Origin of the sequence: Yersinia alsatica (assembly GCF_902170305.1) — a bacterium.
GTDB lineage: Bacteria > Pseudomonadota > Gammaproteobacteria > Enterobacterales > Enterobacteriaceae > Yersinia > Yersinia alsatica.
The window spans coordinates 65,441-85,052 of sequence record NZ_CABHWW010000028.1 but is presented as its reverse complement, the minus strand read 5'-3'; the positions used below and the strand labels follow the sequence as shown (position 1 = coordinate 85,052).

Here is a 19,612-nt window from a genome sequence, read left to right as displayed (position 1 = left end):
TTAAGCTCTTGGGTATAACGGGGTGCCCCCCTTAACCGGTTGTGGCTCGCGAAGTTAAGTAAACTCAGATACTTTAACAACCGAACCAATCACTCAATAAATATAAACTGGAGATGCCAATAATCCCGCTATGACAACGACTTAATCTCCCTAAATATCTGCTGCAAAATCGGCCCTAAAACTTTTAATGTCTCTGGTGACATCATCGTAATATGTGAGCAATCCAAATTGTAAGTCCGCAGCTGCTTCACATAAGGCCGCCAAATTTCTTCGGGGGTTTCTCCGGCAGGTAAGGTTTGAGTCGCGACAAACAGTGTGGTTTCACCGTCATAAACTGGTGTTTTAGCACCCGATAACAACCCAACAGCATCGTCATAGTTAGCCTGGATTTGTGCAAACATCTCGCGCTTCTCTTCCAGCTCATCCCCGGCCGCCGCCATAAATAAAGCTCGCTCACGTTCAACTTCGTCCAGTGCCTCGGCCTCAATCGGGGCGTTCCAGTCCTGCGTTTCCGGTGGATAGGTATCCAATAACCCCAAGAAAGCCACTTCCTCACCCTGCGCCTGCAATTTTACCGCCAGGGCCTGTGCCACGGTGCCGCCCAGTGAATAACCCATAAGATGGTAAGGCCCTTGCGGCTGTACCTGGCGTAACGTTGCCAGATGATGGTCACACAGGCTATCCATATCCTGACAGGTAGCAATTGCCCCATGTGGGCGCGGTGATTGAATCCCCAATACTGGCCAACTACCCGGTAAATAACGTGGTAATAAACTGAACTGCCAGGCAAAACCTGAGGCCGGATGAAGACAAAATAGCGGATTCCCCTTGCCGCTACGTAGGGGAAGTATTTCGCTGAAACCCGCTTTAACCGCAGGTTGCTCGGATGGCGGTAAGCTCAATGCTGCCGCCAATGTTGCTACTGTCGAAGCCACCATCACCTGCCCTACTGCGACGGGCTGTTGCAGCTCACGGCGCAAATCAGCCGCTAGTCTCATTGCCAGCAAAGAGTGCCCGCCCAGTGCAAAGAAATCATCATCGGCACTGACTAACTCAATTCCCAGCAAATTGGCAAATAACCCGGCAATCAAGCTTTCCAACCCCACTTGTGGCGCGCGTCCTCCACTGCCCGCCTGATTAACTGGGGCGGGTAATGCCTTGCGATCCAGCTTGCCATTAGCACTCAGCGGGAAAGCATTCAGGCTGATGATGACGACCGGCACCATATGTGCGGGTAAACGCTCACTGAGCTGGTTACGCAAGGTTTCCATATCCATGTCTTCTGCCCCAGCCACCGGCACAATGTAGCCCACTAACTGGCGAGTATCAGCACCCGCTAAAGCCCCCTCTTCTCCGACCAAAGTGCGGGCATGCACCACCGCTTGCTGAACGTGCGGCAACTCCAACAGTGCAGACTCAATTTCACCTAATTCAATACGTTGACCTCGAATCTTCAATTGATCGTCGCTGCGCCCCAGATACTCGACCGTGCCATCCGGCAACCAGCGAGCAATATCACCGGTACGATACATGCGCTGCCCGCGATCATAAGGATCGGCGACAAAACGACTGGCCGTCAGATCTGGGCGAGCATAGTAGCCGTGCGCCAGTTGCACGCCACACAGGTAGAGATCGCCCGCTATGCCGACAGGAACTTGGCGCAGCATGCCATCAAGAATCCGCAGTTGAGTATTCCAGACCGGTTTGCCGATCGGCACGCTATTGCCGGTCACCCGCGCTAATGCATCGCCATACGCAGGCTGATAAGTGACATCGACCGCCGCTTCGGTGGGGCCATATAAGTTATGTAATGGCGCAGTGAAAATATGCTGGTATAGCTGCGAAAGCTCGCGTGATAATGCCTCGCCGCTACAGAATACCCGTCGCAGGCTATGGCAAGGTTGGTGCTGCTCATGCATTGCACTGACAAAAGCTGCCAGCATTGACGGCACAAAGTGGGCCGTCGTGACGCCATAATCCTCAATAATGGCGCGTAATGCATCTGGGTCACGATGTGCTTCTGGCGGAGCCATCACTAATCTGGCTCCGGTTATCATTGGCCAGAAAAACTCCCACACCGAGACATCGAAACTGCACGGTGTCTTTTGCAACACCACGTCATCACTGCCCAGCGGATATTCATTTTGCATCCATAACAGGCGGTTAACGATAGCCGCGTGTGAAACCACAACCCCTTTTGGCCGCCCGGTAGAACCCGAGGTATAGATCAGATAAGCCGGATGATCCGGAGTGATCACCACTGCGGGTAATTGGGCCATTTGATCCGATGATGGCAATTGATCCAGCAACAATAGGGGGGCCTGAGCGGTAAAACGCTCAGCCAACGAATTGATTGTGATAATCAACCGCGGTTTGGCATCACTTATCATATAAGCCAAACGATCGTCAGGATAACCGGTATCCAGCGGTAAATAGGCGGCACCGGCCGCCAGAATAGCCATCAGAGCCAAACTCAGGTTAACTGAGCGCGGCAATGCAACTGCCACCCGATCACCGGGTTGCACCCCCTGCTGCCGCAGGCAGGTTGCCAGAGCACTAACTCGCTGATTTACCTGCTGATAAGTCAGGCTTTCGTTAACATCAAGCAAGGCGAAAGCCTGTGGTGTCAGTTGTGACTGCTGGTTCATCAAATCACATAACGTGAGCGCCGGTAGAGCAACGGCAGTGTCATTGACTGATGCTAACAAGGCTTTCTCACCGGGCGTCAGTAAATCCAGTGCAGATAACGGCAACTCTGGCTGCCAGACCAGATATTCGAGCAACATCACCAGCCGCTGGGCTAAGCGCTGCGGATCAGTGACTGCATCACGGTATTCAAGTTGCAGATGTAACTTCTCACCCGGCAACACTAATAAGGTCAGTGGATAATGGGTATAGCCACGATTATTCAGTGCATCACAGCGCAGGCCGTGGAAAGATTGCTGATGCAATTGGTTGTTTTCGGGGTAGTTCTCGACCACCAGCAAGGTATCAAATAAAGTATTTGTCCCCGCCAGGCGCTGGATCTCGCCCAAACCAAGGCCATCGTGCTCCAGTAACTGGATCTGCTGTTGCTGTAAGGCCGCCAACTGCGCTAACAGTGGCAACTGCGGCTGTAATTTCACTCGCACCGGAATGGTATTGCTGAACAGTCCGACATGCTGTTCAATACCGTCGAGGTCACTGAAACGCCCAGAAACCGGCGAGCCGAAGACCACATCATCACGACCACTTAGCACCCCTAATAAGGTGGCCCAGACACCTTGCAATAAGGTGTTGAGCGTGATGCCCTCGCGCCGTTGCAGGGTGGTGAGAGCAGCTTCCAGTTCACTGTCCAGCTCAATAACCCATTCGTGTACCGGGCCAGCGGCGTTAGCTTCGGGATAGAGAATTGTTGGTGTGACGCCACGGATAGCGTGCTGCCAAACCTGCCTATCGGGTTGCAAATCGCGCGCCGTCATGCGGCGAATCAAGTCACCATAACTGACGCTAAGAGGCGGTAATACCTGGTCGTTACCATACAGATGCAGTAAATCATGTAGCAGGATCGCCGAGGACCAGCCATCACCCACCAGATGATGAGCAATGATCACCAAGGAGTGGCGCTCGGCACTGTAGCGGATTAAGGTGGCGATCAGTAAAGGTTGTAAGGTTCCCGCGGTGTCACTCACCAGATCCCGCGCCAGCCCTTCGCGCTCAATTTGCTGCGTTTTAGCTCTCTGTTCATCAGCGGTCAGTGCGCTGAGATCATATTGCTGCCACGGCCAGCGGCGCGCCTCATTCTGGATCTGCGGCAAGATCTGTAGCGGCTCATGGTGCAGCTCACTGTCAAAAATCGCCCCCAGTTGCGGATAGCGTTGCAGCAAACTTTCCAATGCATCGCGCAAGCGCTCGATATCTAGCTCACCTTGAAGATCAAATCGGCTAATGGCGTTGTAATTATTAGCTTCTTGCCCTAGCTGAGCATGGAACAGCAACCCTTGTTGCAACGGCAATACCGGTAAAATATCCACTATTGGGCCATATTTTTCACTGGCTGCCCGCCATAGCGCTTCAGGTAAAGCCGCTGCCAATGGGGTTGATATTTCAGCCGTTATTATTCCGGCTGATGTTATTCCAGATAATGGCTGTAACGCCGGTGCCATCCGGGCTGGGGTGCGCAGAGCAAAAATCTCGCGTGGCGCTAATCGGAAACCCGCGCGGCGCAAGCTGCTACCCAGTGCCATGGCTGAAATACTGTCGCCGCCGAGTTGGAAAAAGTCATCTTCCGCACCGATGCTGTCGACACGCAGCAAACTGGCAATAGCTTCGCATAACAGTGTTTCTTGTGGAGTTTGCGGCTGACGGCCACCAGCTTGGTGCCGGTGTTGTGGAGCAGGTAGCGCCTGACGATCAATCTTGCCGTTCACTGTCAGGGGCATTTCATCCAATACGATCAGGATGGCGGGCACCATATAATCCGGCAAGGTCACGGCCAGTTGACTCATCAAGCGGGTGTTGAGGTCGTCACTGGCGCGCAGCTGTGCATCTGGTACAGCACAGTAACCAATCAACCGGTGCGTCGCGCCAATAGCTTCAGCGATAACCACGGCGCTGCTGACTTCTGCCAAGGCCACCAGCGCATTTTCTATCTCGCCCAGTTCAACACGGAAACCACGCACTTTAATTTGGTGGTCAATGCGACCAACAAAATCCAACTGCCCGTGCGCAGTCCAGCGCATCAAATCACCGCTGCGATACATCACTTCGCCGTGACGGAATGGGTTCGCCACAAAACGCGCCGCCGTTAAATCAGGCCGATTTAAATAACCGCGAGCCAAGCCAGGCCCGGTAATATATAGCTCACCGACGACACCAACCGGTACTTTGGCAAGTTGACTGTCGAGCAAATAGACTTCGGTGTTTGCCACTGGGCGGCCAATAACCGGTTGCTCCGATACTTTAGTGTTAGCGCCAAGGGTATCAATGGTGTATTCCGACGGGCCGTAGAAGTTGACGACATTCAGCTCAGGATGCTGTTTCAGCAGATGCCATAACCGTGGCGTCGCCGCCTCGCCGCCAATCATAATGAATGCTGGTCGATGACGCACTTGCTCCAACAAACCACTGTCGATCATTTGCGTGAAGAATGACGGAGTAATATCCATAGTGTCGATCGGCACTTGATCCATCATCTGCACCAAGGCGTAGGCATCACGGCGCATCTCTTCATCAAAGATGACCATTTCGCAGCCCATCATCATCCAGAACAGCGGTTCCCAAGAGGAATCAAAGGAAAATGACGCGGTATGTCCAGCACGCATCCGCCGCGAGTTATGCTGCTTAAATTCCGCCATGGCCGGGCCATACAGATGAGTACGATGCGCCACGAGCAAGTTGACTAACCCACCGTGAGTGCTCATTACCCCTTTTGGTCGCCCGGTAGAGCCGGAGGTGTAAATCATGTAAGCCAGATGATCACTCTGCATTGGCTGCCGGCGTTCTGGATCACTGATGGATTGAGTTGGGAAAGCGGCGCATTCACGCCGGAAAGTATCATCATCCAGACAGACTAGCGGCATCCCACTCGTGGCCGTCAACGGTGATAATAGGTTTTCGGTTGATTGATGGGCCAAGAGCAAACACGGACTGGCGTCTTCACACATCAGCATCAGTCGGTCCATCGGGTAGTCCAGATCCAGGGGCATATAAGCTGCACCACTGGCCAAGACCGCCAAAATGGCAACCAGCGAATCCACCGTTCGCGGAATACCAATCGCCACCACATCTTCAGCGCCAATACCTCTGGCAATCAGTGCTCTTGCCAGTTGAGCAACACGGGCTGAAAGCTGACGATAAGTCAGGTTTTGCTCACCACAACTCACCGCGATGGCATCTTGTTGTGCACTGACTTGCTGCTGGAAGATATCCAACACCGAAACCACACCGGCGGGCAGTGTTAATGCCGGGCCATTAGCCCAACTATCAATCAATTGCAGCTCTTTTTCTGGTGTCAGAATGAGCTCACCAACAGTGATTTCGGGCTGAGTCGCCAACTGCTGTAACAAGAATTGTATGCGCGCGCCATGCTCAAGCAGGCTGGCGTCGTCATAGCGCTCAGCGTTCGCCAGTATTTCCAGCGTTAACTGACCATTATCGAGGTAAATATCAATTTCTAAATCATCGACTGGGCCAGAGGCAAGAGTGTGGGTAATGCCGGTTATCTCACCAAAATTAAGGGCAAAATCGAACATTTTAAAATTCAGTACCGGGCCATACAGCGCCCGTTGGGAGCCCACCATCCCCAAATCACGTCGTAGTTGCTCCGCTTCATAGCGCTGATACTTGCGCACTGTTTTCAGCTCGTTAGCTACCGCCCGCGCCACATCAAGAATGTGCATTTCACGTTGTAAAGTTACCTGCAATGGCAGGACATTCACCACCGGTCCAGTGGCTGACAACGCCGCCGATCCCATGCGCCGCATAAACGGGCACCCCACTGATAGGCGCATTTCGCCACTCATACGGGCAAAATAAATCAGCAATAGCGCCATGGTCATATCCGCAGCGACAAAACGTTGCTCAGCACCCTGCTGTGTTAAGCGGCCAAACAACACCGGGTCGATAGCAATGCGCTGACGCAATACGCGATTATCAGTTTGCTCTACTCGAATAGGGGAATTTATTGATGAGAGCGAAATGGCAGCGGGTAAATCCGCAGTATGTTGTTGCCAAAATTGCTTATCACGCTGTTGGATTTCTGAGCCGGCATAAGCCAAATATTCACTGACTACATCACTAAATGGAGTAAACGGCGATTCCCCAATAGGTTTTTGTTGCAATAGCGCGGTGTAAATATCGGCAATACGGCGGGTAATTGCGGTGAAACTGAAGCCATCGAGCAATAAATGATGATAACGTTGATACCAGAACCAGACGGATTTTCCTTGCTCGTCCGGTACCCGGATAACCCAGTGCCGAAACAACAGATCCTCGCTATCCGCCGGTAAGTCTGCCGCGGTATCGTCCTGCATTAGTGTCAGTGCTACCAAACGCCCATCGGCGCGAGAGCTCAAATCCAGCCATGTAAGTTCTGGCATGTCTGCTGCATCGAGCTGTAGCGGGATACGCTGTATCGGGCCATCGTGACTATCATAAAAACGGGCATGCAGGGTATCAGCCTCAGCTAATCCTTGTCTGACGGCGGCGCTAAATAGTATTCGGTCCAATGGACCTGCCAGTTCAATGTAATGCGCCACGGTAAACAGGTTCTTTTGATGACTTAGCTGGTCGGCAAACCAGATCCCGGGTTGTGCTGCAATCAGGGGTAATTCAATAGCCGCAGCATCCGCGAAAATGGGGGTTGAATCCTTTGACACGATGGGTATTCCTTTTTTTGGCAACAAACGACTTATTGCGGCACCCGCGCCGACAATAATTCTCACCTACGACAGTTCGATAATTCCTTTCACCTACGACCGGCGTTATCGCTGGCCAGCCTCTGCTCGAATCAAGCTGGCCGGGCGCATGTCGGTCCAATTAGCCTCAAGATATTTCACACAGTCGGCTCTGGTTTGTGGGCCATAAACCGGTTCCCATCCGGCCGGGATCGCTGTAATTTGCGGCCATAAACTGTATTGCTGCTGCTCATTGATCAGTACCAAAAAGGGCAGATTTTCGTTATCAAACGGATTGACTTGCGTTTCATTGCTCATGGTTATGACTTCCTTGTTTTGAATCAGTAGAACCTAATAAACATTGCAGTCCATCAATCAAACCGCCGCGCCAACATAAGGCATCGTGCCCGCCCGCATAAATGCGGTAGTGCAGCCGATGCCCGGCTTGGCGCAGTGCCTCACTCATGGCTTCATTGACTTGATAAATCACATCTTCACGGCGACCGGCTTCCATAAAAATATCCAATGGATGGTTAGCACCCAGACCTTGATAAACCTGCTCCGTCAGCCAGCCCTGACGTTTGGCTGTTCCCGCCGTCAACGCCTTGAAATTGTCGACATCTGGCCACCAAAAAGAGCCAGACTGGCTCAGCACACAACCAAAACGTTGCGGCCAATGTAATCCGGCGTATAACGAAGCCAATCCCCCAAAACTTTGCCCAGCCACTACAGTACGCGAGGCCTTATCAGTGAAGGGTTGCAGCAAGGCAACTTGTGGCAATAATTCAGTTTGCAGTGCCTGCCAAAAATCTTGATTGCAGGGCAGCTCTTCCGAGCGATGCGGCTGGTCAATAATATCGATCAACACATAAACACTGGCTGGCAAACGACCGGCGGCAGTTTCATTGTCCAACACCCCCAAGATTGTCTGCCCCTGCGCCCAATACTGACCATCAAGCAAGATAGCCAGAGGCCGCTCGGCCTTATCCTCAGCACTAACGCATTGATTATCAAGGGTGTGGTAAATCCACACTTTGCGGCTGTTACCTAACAGTGGGCTGCTCCAGGTGATAAGTTGCAGTCGTTTTGGGTCGATGGGCAGTTTTTGTCCGGCATCAATCGGCTGCCAGGCAGCTTGCGGCAAGGCATCCGCTAAGTGCACTCCAGACAGCGGCATCCCCCGGTAGCTGCAATGCGCCGCCGTATGATTCAATGGGTCGTTTTCGGCCAAGTCCAGCAATGAAATCCACCAATTCCGCTGTGCCTGACGCCGCTCTTGTGGCGTGCCCTCGGGTAAATTTAAGCACTGCTCTGCGGTAACAGGAATAAAGCAATAACTGCCACGAAAATCAGACTCTACCTCGGCTTGCCAATACCACACGTCAGTCTGGCCCAAGCGCTGGAGGGTTTCCGGATTCACACTATGGTGGTCTGTCACACCATTGACGTCGATATAGACCCGGCTATAAACCGAGTCGTGCGCCTTGCCCTGCCGATCGCGCCAGAGAAAAGTCAGTTTTACTTTGCCAGCGGCTACCGGCTCCACCAACGGTGTTCCCCACTGCGCTATGTGCTGCCACCATGAATCACTGCCAGCCAAAGTGTCTGCTAACAAGCTCTGACTATCCGGATACTCATTTGTCCTGCTCACACTCAATCCTCTTAATTTTATTGCTCGAGTCTATTGACCACTCATCGTGCAAATTCATGTCCGGTAGCGGCTTGATAGAAAGTTAAATATATTCGTGATTCTTATGTGAATACAAATAGTATTGAGAACTATTATTATTTGCAATAACATAGTGCGCGTTCTCTCTAAGGTATCACCCCATTATCGCAATATTGGTATGGGTGCATTGTGGTGTCGCAACTGAGTGAATGGATAAACTTTTTCTTATAAGTCATTAAATCATACCGGGCAATAACAGAACCCGGATGGCATCAAAGCCCCACTTTATGGGCTTTAAATATTTTTATTATGTTTTAGGTAGGGATAAATCATGTTTGATATTTCTGGCAAGAAAATGTCAAGGACATTGCCATTCCGGGCAGGCTATACATCAAAAACCTTATTATTCACCTCAGCATTAATATTAATACCGACGCTCCCGGCTTTTGCTGCCACCACAGCCAAAGACGCGGCAGCGGCAAAAGAAGACAAATTAGTGGTTGTTGCCAAAGCGGGCAGCGGACAACAAGATGATGGCTTCGTCGCTAAAAATAGTTCAACCGGCACCAAAACCGATACCCCACTGATCCGCACTCCGCAATCCGTTGCCGTTATTACCAGCCAACAAATGCAAGATCAGGGCGCAACCTCAGTGGCTCAGGCATTGCGCTATACCGCAGGTGTGGTACCTGAATATCGTGGCGGCTCTAACATGAATGACGAAGTTATCATTCGTGGTTTCGGCTATGCACCGCGCTTTCTTGATGGCTTAAGTTATAACTCTCTGGGTGGCGCTCGTCGTGGTGGTCAAATTGATCCCTGGCTGCTGGAGCGAGTTGAAGTCATTCGTGGCCCCGCATCCGTGCTGTACGGCCAGGTCAACCCAGGTGGCCTGATCAATATGGTCAGCAAGCGCCCGACCGCAGAAAGTATTCATAAGGTACAGGTCGGTGCCGGTAATAATAGCCTGGCAGAAGCCGCCTTCGACTTCGGCGGTGTATTGGATGATGAAGGGAAAGTTCTCTATCGCCTGAATGGGATTGGCAGAAAACAGGACGATGCGGTTAATAGCTATAAACAAGAGCGTTTGGCTATTGCACCGGCATTAACTTTTATCCCGAACGAAGACACAACCTTTACCCTACTGACCAGTTATCAGAAAGAGCCCAAAGCCGGCTCGCGTAACTTCTTGCCAGCAACCGGCACCGTGTTTGGTACTGCGTACGGCAAAATCCCTTACGATTTTAACGTCAGCGACCCTTCATTTGATCAGTCTGAACGCGAGCAAACTTCTGTCGGCTATGCACTTGAGCACTACATCAATGACACGTTTAAATTCCGTCAGAACCTGCGCTACAGCTACAACAAGCAAGACTATAAATACTTAGTCTTTATGAATTTACTGGCCGATAACCGCACCATGACTCGCCGTCCACAAATTGAGCGCCAAACAACGGCTGAGTTTGCCGTTGATAACCAGCTGCAAGCCGATTTCTGGACCGGCCAATTGAACCACACGGTATTGACCGGGTTGGATTACAAACGTACTCGTATTGATAGCCAATTCTTTATGGGCACAGTGCAGACAAAATATAATCTGGACTGGGTGTCACCGGTTTATGGCCTGAATATTAAAGACAGTGATTTATCACTTAATAGCAGTGATCTGACCAAGCTCGATCAGGTGGGTATCTATTTACAAGATCAGATTGAACTGGATAAGTGGAACTTCCTGTTATCCGGGCGTTATGACTGGTCGCAGTTGAAAACTCTGAGCCGCAAAACCGTCACGCAAGATCAACAAGATGACCATGCTTTCACCGGCCGCGCTGGGGTGCTCTATGCCTTTGATTCCGGTATTTCTCCGTACGTCAGTTACAGCACCTCATTTGAACCTAGCACCGCCAAAGGCGCACCGGGTACCGGGGCATTGGATCCAGTAACCGCACGTCAGGTCGAGATTGGTCTCAAATACCAACCACCGGGCAGCAGTACTCTGTTGACCACCGCCTTGTATGATTTACGCCAGAAAAATATCAGCCAATACGATCAGGCGCTGGCCTACAACGTCCCCATTGGTGAAGTGCAATCCCAGGGGATCGAAACTCAGTTAAACAGTGAGATTAACGACAATATCAACCTGATTGCCGCTTATACCTACGCCAAAGGGAAAGTTCGCGAAACCAAGACACCGGCGGAATTAGGCAAAATGCCAGCCCGTACACCTAACCATTCCGCCTCATTATGGGGAATGTATACCTTCGATAAAGGTGTCGTCGATGGTTTATCCACCGGTGTTGGCGTGCGCTATATCGGCACCAGTTGGGGTGATGCGAAAAACAGCTTTAAAGTCCCGGCGGTAACGCTGTATGACTGGATGATGCGCTATGAACTGGGGCAAGCTTTGCCTGCAATGAAAGGCACCAGTTTGCAAGTTAACGTCAACAATGTGTTTAACAAAGAATATGTTGCCAGTTGCGCACAAACAGCGGCCTGTTTCTACGGTAGTGGCCGTGTAGCTACCGCGACAGTCAGCTATTCCTGGTAAGGTTAACGGATATTTAACTCTCCGCGCCGGTGTAAACTGGCGCGTTTTTTACTGCAAAATTATTTAAAGATACGTAAATTTTCACCCTTGGCCGACTCTCTTTTGGCACTTAGTTTAATGATAAAGTGAATAAATTCAGCCAACTAACGTTTCAGTAACCTTTCATTTCATTCAGTGCAACTGGACAAAACCATTCTAAAAACAGGGGGATAGTCCTATACTCGCTGACAGCATTATTTAATGCCGTCACTTATTCAGGGTAACCATGCCAGCTTTTAAGGGAATACCACAGCTTATGCACCGGATGCGCGCCAGTAAAATGCGCCTGTGCGGTATGCTGCTGGTTGCCTGCTGGCTGATCCTCAATGCACAATTGGCCATCGCCGGTCATCAATGCGATATAACCCCGACCGCCTCACCGGTATTTACCCAGCATCAAGGGCATTTACAGCCGGATAATGTGCAACACTCAATGCACGCCATGCCATCAATGATGGATATGTCGCATGGTCAGGCGCAAAACTCGCTGTGTGATAAACACTGCCTGCCAGATTCTATTCAATCTGATAGCGGGATGCTGGTGCTGGCAGCATTGCCGACCCACACCGAATTAGTGTTGGCGGATGTACAACAGACGCCACGTGTTCATCATTTTGACTGGCACAGCCCGCCCATTGTCGGCCCCCCCACTGAAATCGCCTTCTGCCGATTTAGAGAATAGATCCAGACATTTTTAACCACGTTATTCACGCCATTTTGTCGTGTTGTGTTTACTTTATGTTTTGGAGCTATTCCTATGAGTACCTTATCTCACGCTGTCTCCGCTACTGCGGGCATTATGCTCTGCGCTGCGGCGCTGTTCTCGACCCCTGTTTTCGCAGCCTCTACTCCTATGGCTGACAGCATGCCAATGTCCCATGACCACGGGGCGATGATGGCCGATACTGCAACTGCCAACAATGCTGCAACTGACAACCACAGTTACCACTCTCGCGGGCAAATAAAAGCCTGGAATGCCGCCAGTGTTTCCATCGCCCACAGTGCAATTGCGGCCCTGAACTGGCCCCCCATGACCATGACTTTCGACCTGCCGGATAATCTGGTGGCCGCCCCTCTTCCTGTGGGTGCCCAGGTCACATTCAGCTTCCGCCAGACCGAACAAGGCTATCAGCTCACCGCCATTTCAGCCCAGCAACCGTAAGGCGGGAGCCAAAATGAACCCTCAATTTAATCACCCTCAGCAGGTGCGGCCTTCGGCTACCTTGCGTTTGAGATTCGCCAGTCTATTGATGGCGGCAGCATTTAGTCTGCCCGCCATTGGCTATGCCGCCGATATCACACTGGAGCAGGCGCTGGTTTCCGCCGAGCGCTACTCTGCTGAATTATCGGCTAATCAGCATCAAGTCAATGCCTTAGAGAACATGGCAAGCTCTGCCACCCAACTACCGGACCCCAAACTGAAATTTGGCATTGAAAACCTGCCGGTAGGTGGCAACAATGCCCGCCGTTTTACCCGTGAGGGGATGACGATGCAGCGGGTGGGTATCATGCAGGATTATGTCAGCAGTGATAAACGCCAGAGAAAAGCCGATACCCTGAGTGCTGAAGCCCGTAAAACAGCGGCGGGCAGTGAAACCATTCGTACCCGACTACAAAAAGAGACGGCGCAAGCCTGGCTGGATCTGGCGCTGACCGAGCAAGCAGTGAGTGATGCCAAAATCTTGGTGCAGGAGAGTGAAAAACAGGTCGGGCTGCAACGTGCCGGCGTTGCCAGCGGCGGTACTTTACCCAGTAACGTGTTGGATGCACGTCTGACACTCTCTGCCATGCAAGACAGGCTAACCACCGCGCAACGCGATGTGGCTTTGGCGCAGACCCAACTGACTCAGTTGACCGGTATTGAGGTCCAGCACATCAATGGCCCACTGCCCTCTTTCACCCGCCTACCGGCTGATATCACTGTCTTGCGTGATGCCATCAAGCAGCATCCAGAAATCTTACTCGCCAGCCGTGAGGCCGAAGTCGCCAAAGCGCGCTCGGCACAATCGGCTATTGCCGCCACCCCCGATGTCGGCATTGAAGTCTATTACGCCAAACGTGCGGACGAATATGAAGATATGGCTGGCGTGATGATTACTGTCGATCTGCCGCTGTTCCGCTCACAGCGCCAGGATAAAGACTATGCCGCCGATGTCTCGCGCACGATGGAAGCCAATGACCAGCTGACATTACTGACCCGCGACCATCGGGCACAGCTCGACACTCTGCTGGCGCAGTATCAGGCCACGCAACAACTATGGCAGCGGCAGACTAATGAGGTTTTACCGCTGCAAAAACAACGTGTTGATTTGATGATGGCGCAGTACCAAGCCAATAAAAGCGATTTGAGCTCAGTGCTGGAAGCACGGCGCGCCCTACTCGACAGCCAGCTAAATACCAGCAATGCCGCCCGTGAATTGGCCCGCACCTGGGCCGCCATCCGTTATCTGACCCCGCAGGAGAGCGTGCGATGAAAAAGTTATTTAGTCTGACCTTAGTCGCGGTTGCCGTGATTAGCGGCCTCACTGGCTATCTATTAGGCAGGCCTGCGCCCCATGCCACATCTGCGCTTGCCACTGACGCCCCCGCGGAAAACAGCCGCAAAGTGCTCTACTGGTATGATCCGATGTCCCCCGGCCAACGTTTTGATAAACCAGGAAAATCGCCCTTTATGGATATGGAACTGGTGCCGCGCTATGCCGGTGAAACCGAAGAAGATGGCGGCGTGACGATCAGCGCCCGTCAGCAGCAAAACTTGGGGGTGCGAACCGCCCCGGCAGAGATGCGCGCACTCAACTATCGCCTTGCTGGCTACGGCACAGTGGCGACGGACGAACGTGGTGTGCAGGTTATCGCGGCGCGGGCCAACGGTATCATCGAGCAACTCTATGTTCGAGCCGACCAGCAACCGGTCACGAAAAACCAGCCATTGGCTCAGCTATGGGTGCCCGATTGGAGTGCCGCTCAGCAAGAATATCTGGCCATTCGGCAATTAGGCGACAGCTCATTAACCGCCGCCGCCCGTCAACGGCTACAACTGCAATTTATGCCAGAAGAGGTGATTCGTAGTGTAGAGAAAAGCGGCCAACCACAAACTCGAGTGACATTGCGCTCCCCTGCCGATGGTTATGTGAGTAAGTTGGATATTCGTGCAGGCGCACAAGTGACAGCGACCCAATCACTGTTTGAATTAGCCAGTCTCGATCCGGTGTGGATCGTCGTGGATTATCCACAGTCACAGGCCAGTTTAGTCTCTATTGGCAGTGAAATTTCCGCCACCACCGCCAGTTGGCCGGGGGAAACTTTCCACGGTAAAGTCAGTGAATTATTACCCAATATGGATCTCGCCACCCGCACGCTGAAAGCAAGGATCGTACTCGAGAACCCGCAACATAAGTTGAAACCGGGTATGTACCTGAATGTGCAATCGGCACAATCAGATAACCTTGAGTCAGTGCTGGCTATTCCGCAGGAAGCTTTGCTGATGACAGGCAACCGCAACCGCGTGTTGCTGGCGCAAGGAAATGGTCACTTTAAGCCAGTGGAGGTCAGTGCCGGACAAACTCAAGATGGCTGGGTTGAGATCAAATCCGGGCTGAGCAGTGGCCAACAGGTGGTGACGTCTGGGCAATTCTTGATTGATTCGGAAGCCAGTTTGCAAAGTGCTCTGCCACAAATGGATGACTTGCCAGAAACCCCAGATCCGGTCATGGATAACAGCACAGCGACCCCCGTCGATATCTATTCGGTACAAGGGGAAGTCAACGCCATTAACGGCTCCACCATTACCTTATCTCATGGCCCAATTGCGGCATTGAAATGGGGAGCGATGACCATGGACTTCCTCCTGCCTCCGGGCGATTTATCACCAGAGATTAGGGTTGGCAGTCAGGTTAATTTCACCTTTACCTTAAATGATGAAGGGGCACAGATCCGCCACATCAAGCCAGTAAAAACCAATAACAGCACGGATATTCATGGGAGCCACTTATGATTGCTGCCATTATCCGCTGGTCATTACGTAACCGGCTGTTGGTGCTATTGGGGGCAGTGATGATGGCGGCATGGGGGATTTGGTCCCTGCAACAGACACCGCTGGATGCCCTGCCGGATCTGTCAGATACACAGGTGATCATTCGCGTCAGTTATCCCGGCAAAGCACCACAAGTGGTGGAAGATCAGGTGACTTACCCGCTAACCACCACCATGCTGTCAGTGCCCGGAGCCAAAACGGTGCGCGGCTTTTCTATGTTCGGCGACGCCTATGTCTATGTATTGTTTGATGATGGGACCGATCCTTACTGGGCGCGCTCACGAGTGCTGGAATACCTTAGCCAAGTACAATCCACGCTACCAGCCGAAGCCAAGGCCTCACTGGGGCCGGATGCCACTGGCGTCGGCTGGATCTATGAATATGCCTTAATTGATCGCACCGGCAAACACAGTCTGGCGGACTTGCGCGCACTACAGGATTGGACACTGAAATTTGAGCTAAAAACCGTGCCAAATGTCTCTGAAGTGGCCAGTGTGGGCGGTATGGTGCGCCAGTATCAGGTGGTGCTTGACCCCGAACGGATGCGAGCGCTGAATCTCTCCCATCAGCAAATAGCCAGCGCCATTAGCGACAGCAACCAAGAAGCTGGGGGTTCAGTATTAGAGATGGGGGCCGCCGAATACATGGTGCGAGCCAGTGGCTACCTGAAAACTCTGGATGACTTCAGGAATATTGTGATAACTGCCCGTGATGGTATTCCGATTTTACTGTCCGATGTTGCCAGCGTGCGTATGGGGCCAGAGATGCGGCGCGGCGTGGCAGAGCTGAATGGCGAAGGCGAAGTGGCGGGCGGCATCATTGTGATGCGCTATGGCAAAAACGCACTGGAAACTATCAATGGCGTGAAAGAGAAACTGCAACAGATTCAGCGCAGTTTGCCCGCTGGGGTAGAAATCGTGCCGGTTTATGACCGCTCACAACTGATAACTCAGGCCATCGATAGCTTGTCGTTTAAATTATTGGAAGAATTTTTAGTCGTCGCCGTCATCTGCTCACTGTTTTTGTTCCACTTCCGCTCGGCGTTGGTGGCCATAATCACCCTGCCATTGGGGATCCTCGGTGCCTTTATTGTGATGCACTATCAGGGGGTTAATGCCAATATCATGTCCCTGGGGGGGATTGCCATTGCTATCGGTGCCATGGTCGATGCGGCGATCGTCATGATCGAAAACATGCACAAAGTATTGGAGCAATGGCGACGGGATCACCCCGGACAAACACCCGTCAGTCAGGATTATTGGCGCATTTCAGAACAGGCGGCAACCGAAGTTGGCCCAGCGCTATTTTGCAGTTTATTGATAATTACCTTGTCATTTATTCCGGTATTTACCTTACAGGCACAGGAGGGGCGCATGTTTTCCCCACTGGCCTTTACCAAAACCTATGCCATGGCGGTTTCTGCCGGTTTAGCCATCACACTGGTGCCGGTGTTAATGGGCTATTTTATTCGCGGAAAGATCCCTGATGAAAATGCCAACCCTATTAACCGTGGTTTGATTGCCCTTTATCATCCGGTGTTAACCGCCGTGCTGGCGCGGCCAAAAACCACCTTGGCGATTGCGGGCATATTGTTACTCGCGACGCTCTATCCGCTCAGCCGTCTGGGTAGCGAATTTATGCCCGCGCTGGATGAAGGCGATTTGCTGTATATGCCCTCGACCTTGCCGGGGATTTCCGTGCGGGAAGCTAGCCATTTACTGCAACAAACCGACCGCCTGATCAAAACTGTGCCGGAAGTGGATACGGTATTTGGCAAAGCTGGGCGTGCAGAGACAGCCACTGATCCCGCCCCACTCACCATGATCGAAACCACCATTCGTTTTAAGCCCAAAGAGCAGTGGCGGCCCGGCATGACCATGGATAAATTGATCGAGGAACTGGATGCAACCGTTAATATTCCCGGAATTGCTAATCTGTGGGTACCGCCAATCCGTAATCGATTGGACATGCTATCTACCGGGATTAAAAGTCCGGTAGGGATCAAGGTCAATGGTAAGAATGTGCAGCAGATTGAGCAGGTTGCACAACAAATTGAGCAAGTGGTGCGCAAAGTACCGGGCGTAACCTCGGCTCTCTCTGAGCGCTTGGCCGATGGGCGCTATGTGGATATTGATATTGATCGCCAGCGGGCTGCCCGTTATGGCGTTTCAGTCAAAGAGTTGCAATCACTGGTGGAAACGGTGATTGGCGGGCAAAACATCGGTGAAACCATTGAAGGGCGTGAGCGTTATCCCATCAACTTGCGTTACCCGCGAGAAATACGTGATTCACTACAGAAATTACGTGATTTACCGGTCGTGACTGCCAGTGGTGGGCAAGTGGCATTATCAGAACTGGCAGATATCAAGGTAGCTGAAGGCCCGCCAATGCTAAAAAGTGAAAATGCCCGTCTATCGGACTGGGTTTATGTTGATTTACGTGGGCGGGATTTGAAATCAGCCGTCACCGATATGCAACAGGCTGTCGCGCAACAAGTGAAGCTGCCAGAGGGAGTGTCACTCAGTTGGTCTGGGCAGTTTGAATATCTGGAGCGGGCCACCGCGAAACTGAAAATTGTGCTGCCGGTGACTCTGATGATTATTTTCGTGCTGCTGTATGTCACTTTCAGCAGTGTCCGCGATGCCGCCCTGATCATGGCAACGCTACCCTTTGCCTTAATTGGCGGGGTGTGGCTGCTTTATGGTTTGGGATATAACTTTTCAGTAGCTGCGGCGGTGGGCTTTATCGCTTTGGCGGGGGTCGCAGCAGAGTTTGGCGTGATTATGGTGCTGTATCTTAATCAGGCGGTGAAAAAAAATCAGCGGCCAGGAATGGCGATGACGGCCAGTGAGATGAGCGCGGCTATTCATGAAGGTGCGGTACTGCGCGTGCGGCCAAAAGCCATGACTGTCGCCACTATTATGGCTGGCTTGCTTCCCATTATGTGGGGAGGAGGAACCGGTTCAGAAGTCATGCAACGTATTGCTGCGCCAATGATCGGCGGGATGGTCAGTGCACCGCTGCTTTCGATGCTGGTTATTCCGGCGGTGTATATGTTGCTGCATAAAAAGGACCGCCAACAGCAGTAAAGATCTCAATAAGCATCATCTAGCCCTCAGTTCTGCCAGGCAGGACTGGGGGTTATCTATTTAGAACCTCATAACTTCTCAGCGTCCCGGTACAACGAAAGGTCAAATTAATCCGATACGCACCCGCCCCGGGAGAAAAACCCGGTTTTATGGGCAATACACCATGATAATTCAGACGAGACGGCCCGCCCCACACCACAACATCCCCTTCGGTCAGTAAAACTCGTTGGCATTTTGCCTCACGAGACAATCCACCAAACTGAAATATTGCGGGTAATCCTAACGAGACCGAAACAATGGGTTGGCGTAAATCCAGCTCGTCTTTATCTTGATGCAATGACAACTTAGCGCCGACTTCGTAACGGTTTATCAAGCACGCGTCGGGTTGAAAATGTGCAAAACCCGCATCGCGCGCAGCAGAAATAGCTAGCGCCATAAAACGGGGTGGTATAGCGGGCCAAGGATTTGTTGTTAATGGGTCAATTGGACTGTAGCGATAACCCTGTGCATCGCTGACCCAGCCCACCGAGCCGCAATTACTCATGGCAACCGACATTCGATAACCACCGGGGGTAATTAAATGCCGAAAAACAGCAAGTTCGGTAATTGCCGTAACTTCTGCTAACAATAGCGGCGCTTGCTCCTGCGCATAATGATGCAAAACCATTGCCCCCGGAGCCAACTCTTCAGTCCAAGGTTCGCCCGGTAACTGGGAAAACAGATCCATAGTCATAATGGCCCCACTCCAATTCAAGGTATTGCATAATTAAGGCTATTACAGTTTACCTCAATGCTCATAAGGTAGATATGCAACAACAGATTCGCCAACCATGCCACTTAATTAATAACAAAAATCAT

10 protein-coding genes are annotated in these 19,612 nt (G+C 51.9%); 6 read left to right on the top strand and 4 right to left on the bottom strand.

The features are described from left to right. Window positions 1–128 precede the first annotated feature (128 nt). From FTA96_RS17535 to fes, 3 genes are all read right to left on the bottom strand, one after another. Window positions 129–7,358, bottom strand: coding sequence for a non-ribosomal peptide synthetase (locus FTA96_RS17535; protein WP_145574424.1), 7,230 nt, complete (start codon window positions 7,356–7,358; stop codon window positions 129–131). Window positions 7,359–7,463: 105 nt separating this feature from the next. After that, window positions 7,464–7,694 carry an MbtH family protein gene (locus tag FTA96_RS17530; protein WP_050134247.1) on the bottom strand — a complete coding sequence of 77 codons (231 nt, stop codon included), beginning with the start codon at window positions 7,692–7,694 and terminating at the stop codon, window positions 7,464–7,466. Further along, a complete protein-coding gene (fes, locus tag FTA96_RS17525) occupies window positions 7,684–9,027 on the bottom strand; it encodes an enterochelin esterase (RefSeq protein WP_145574422.1) in 1,344 nt (447 codons plus the stop codon). The genes FTA96_RS17530 and fes overlap by 11 nt, the downstream gene beginning before the upstream one ends. A 349-nt stretch (window positions 9,028–9,376) precedes the next feature. On the opposite strand from fes, the gene FTA96_RS17520 reads away from it, so the two are divergent. The 6 genes from FTA96_RS17520 to FTA96_RS17495 all read left to right on the top strand — a co-directional run bounded on the left by FTA96_RS17520 (window position 9,377) and on the right by FTA96_RS17495 (window position 18,754). Continuing rightward, a complete protein-coding gene (locus FTA96_RS17520; protein ID WP_050134243.1) occupies window positions 9,377–11,593 on the top strand; it encodes a TonB-dependent siderophore receptor in 2,217 nt (738 codons plus the stop codon). Window positions 11,594–11,888: 295 nt separating this feature from the next. Beyond that, complete coding sequence (locus FTA96_RS17515) at window positions 11,889–12,314, top strand: hypothetical protein (protein ID WP_050134241.1); 426 nt, start codon at window positions 11,889–11,891, stop codon at window positions 12,312–12,314. Window positions 12,315–12,389: 75 nt separating this feature from the next. Next, window positions 12,390–12,794 carry a copper-binding protein gene (locus FTA96_RS17510; protein ID WP_050123410.1) on the top strand — a complete coding sequence of 135 codons (405 nt, stop codon included), beginning with the start codon at window positions 12,390–12,392 and terminating at the stop codon, window positions 12,792–12,794. Between the two features lie 13 nt (window positions 12,795–12,807). Further along, complete coding sequence (locus FTA96_RS17505; RefSeq protein WP_050108547.1) at window positions 12,808–14,106, top strand: TolC family protein; 1,299 nt, start codon at window positions 12,808–12,810, stop codon at window positions 14,104–14,106. After that, window positions 14,103–15,626 carry an efflux RND transporter periplasmic adaptor subunit gene (locus tag FTA96_RS17500; RefSeq protein WP_145574420.1) on the top strand — a complete coding sequence of 508 codons (1,524 nt, stop codon included), beginning with the start codon at window positions 14,103–14,105 and terminating at the stop codon, window positions 15,624–15,626. The genes FTA96_RS17505 and FTA96_RS17500 overlap by 4 nt, the downstream gene beginning before the upstream one ends. Next, window positions 15,623–18,754, top strand: coding sequence for an efflux RND transporter permease subunit (locus FTA96_RS17495; RefSeq protein ID WP_145574418.1), 3,132 nt, complete (start codon window positions 15,623–15,625; stop codon window positions 18,752–18,754). Before FTA96_RS17500 ends, FTA96_RS17495 begins: the two co-directional genes overlap by 4 nt. Before the next feature lie 52 nt (window positions 18,755–18,806). On the opposite strand, the gene alkB is transcribed toward FTA96_RS17495, so the two are convergent. After that, entirely contained in the window at window positions 18,807–19,487 is a 681-nt protein-coding gene (gene alkB / locus FTA96_RS17490; RefSeq protein WP_134957235.1) for a DNA oxidative demethylase AlkB, read from the bottom strand. Window positions 19,488–19,612: the final 125 nt, after the last annotated feature.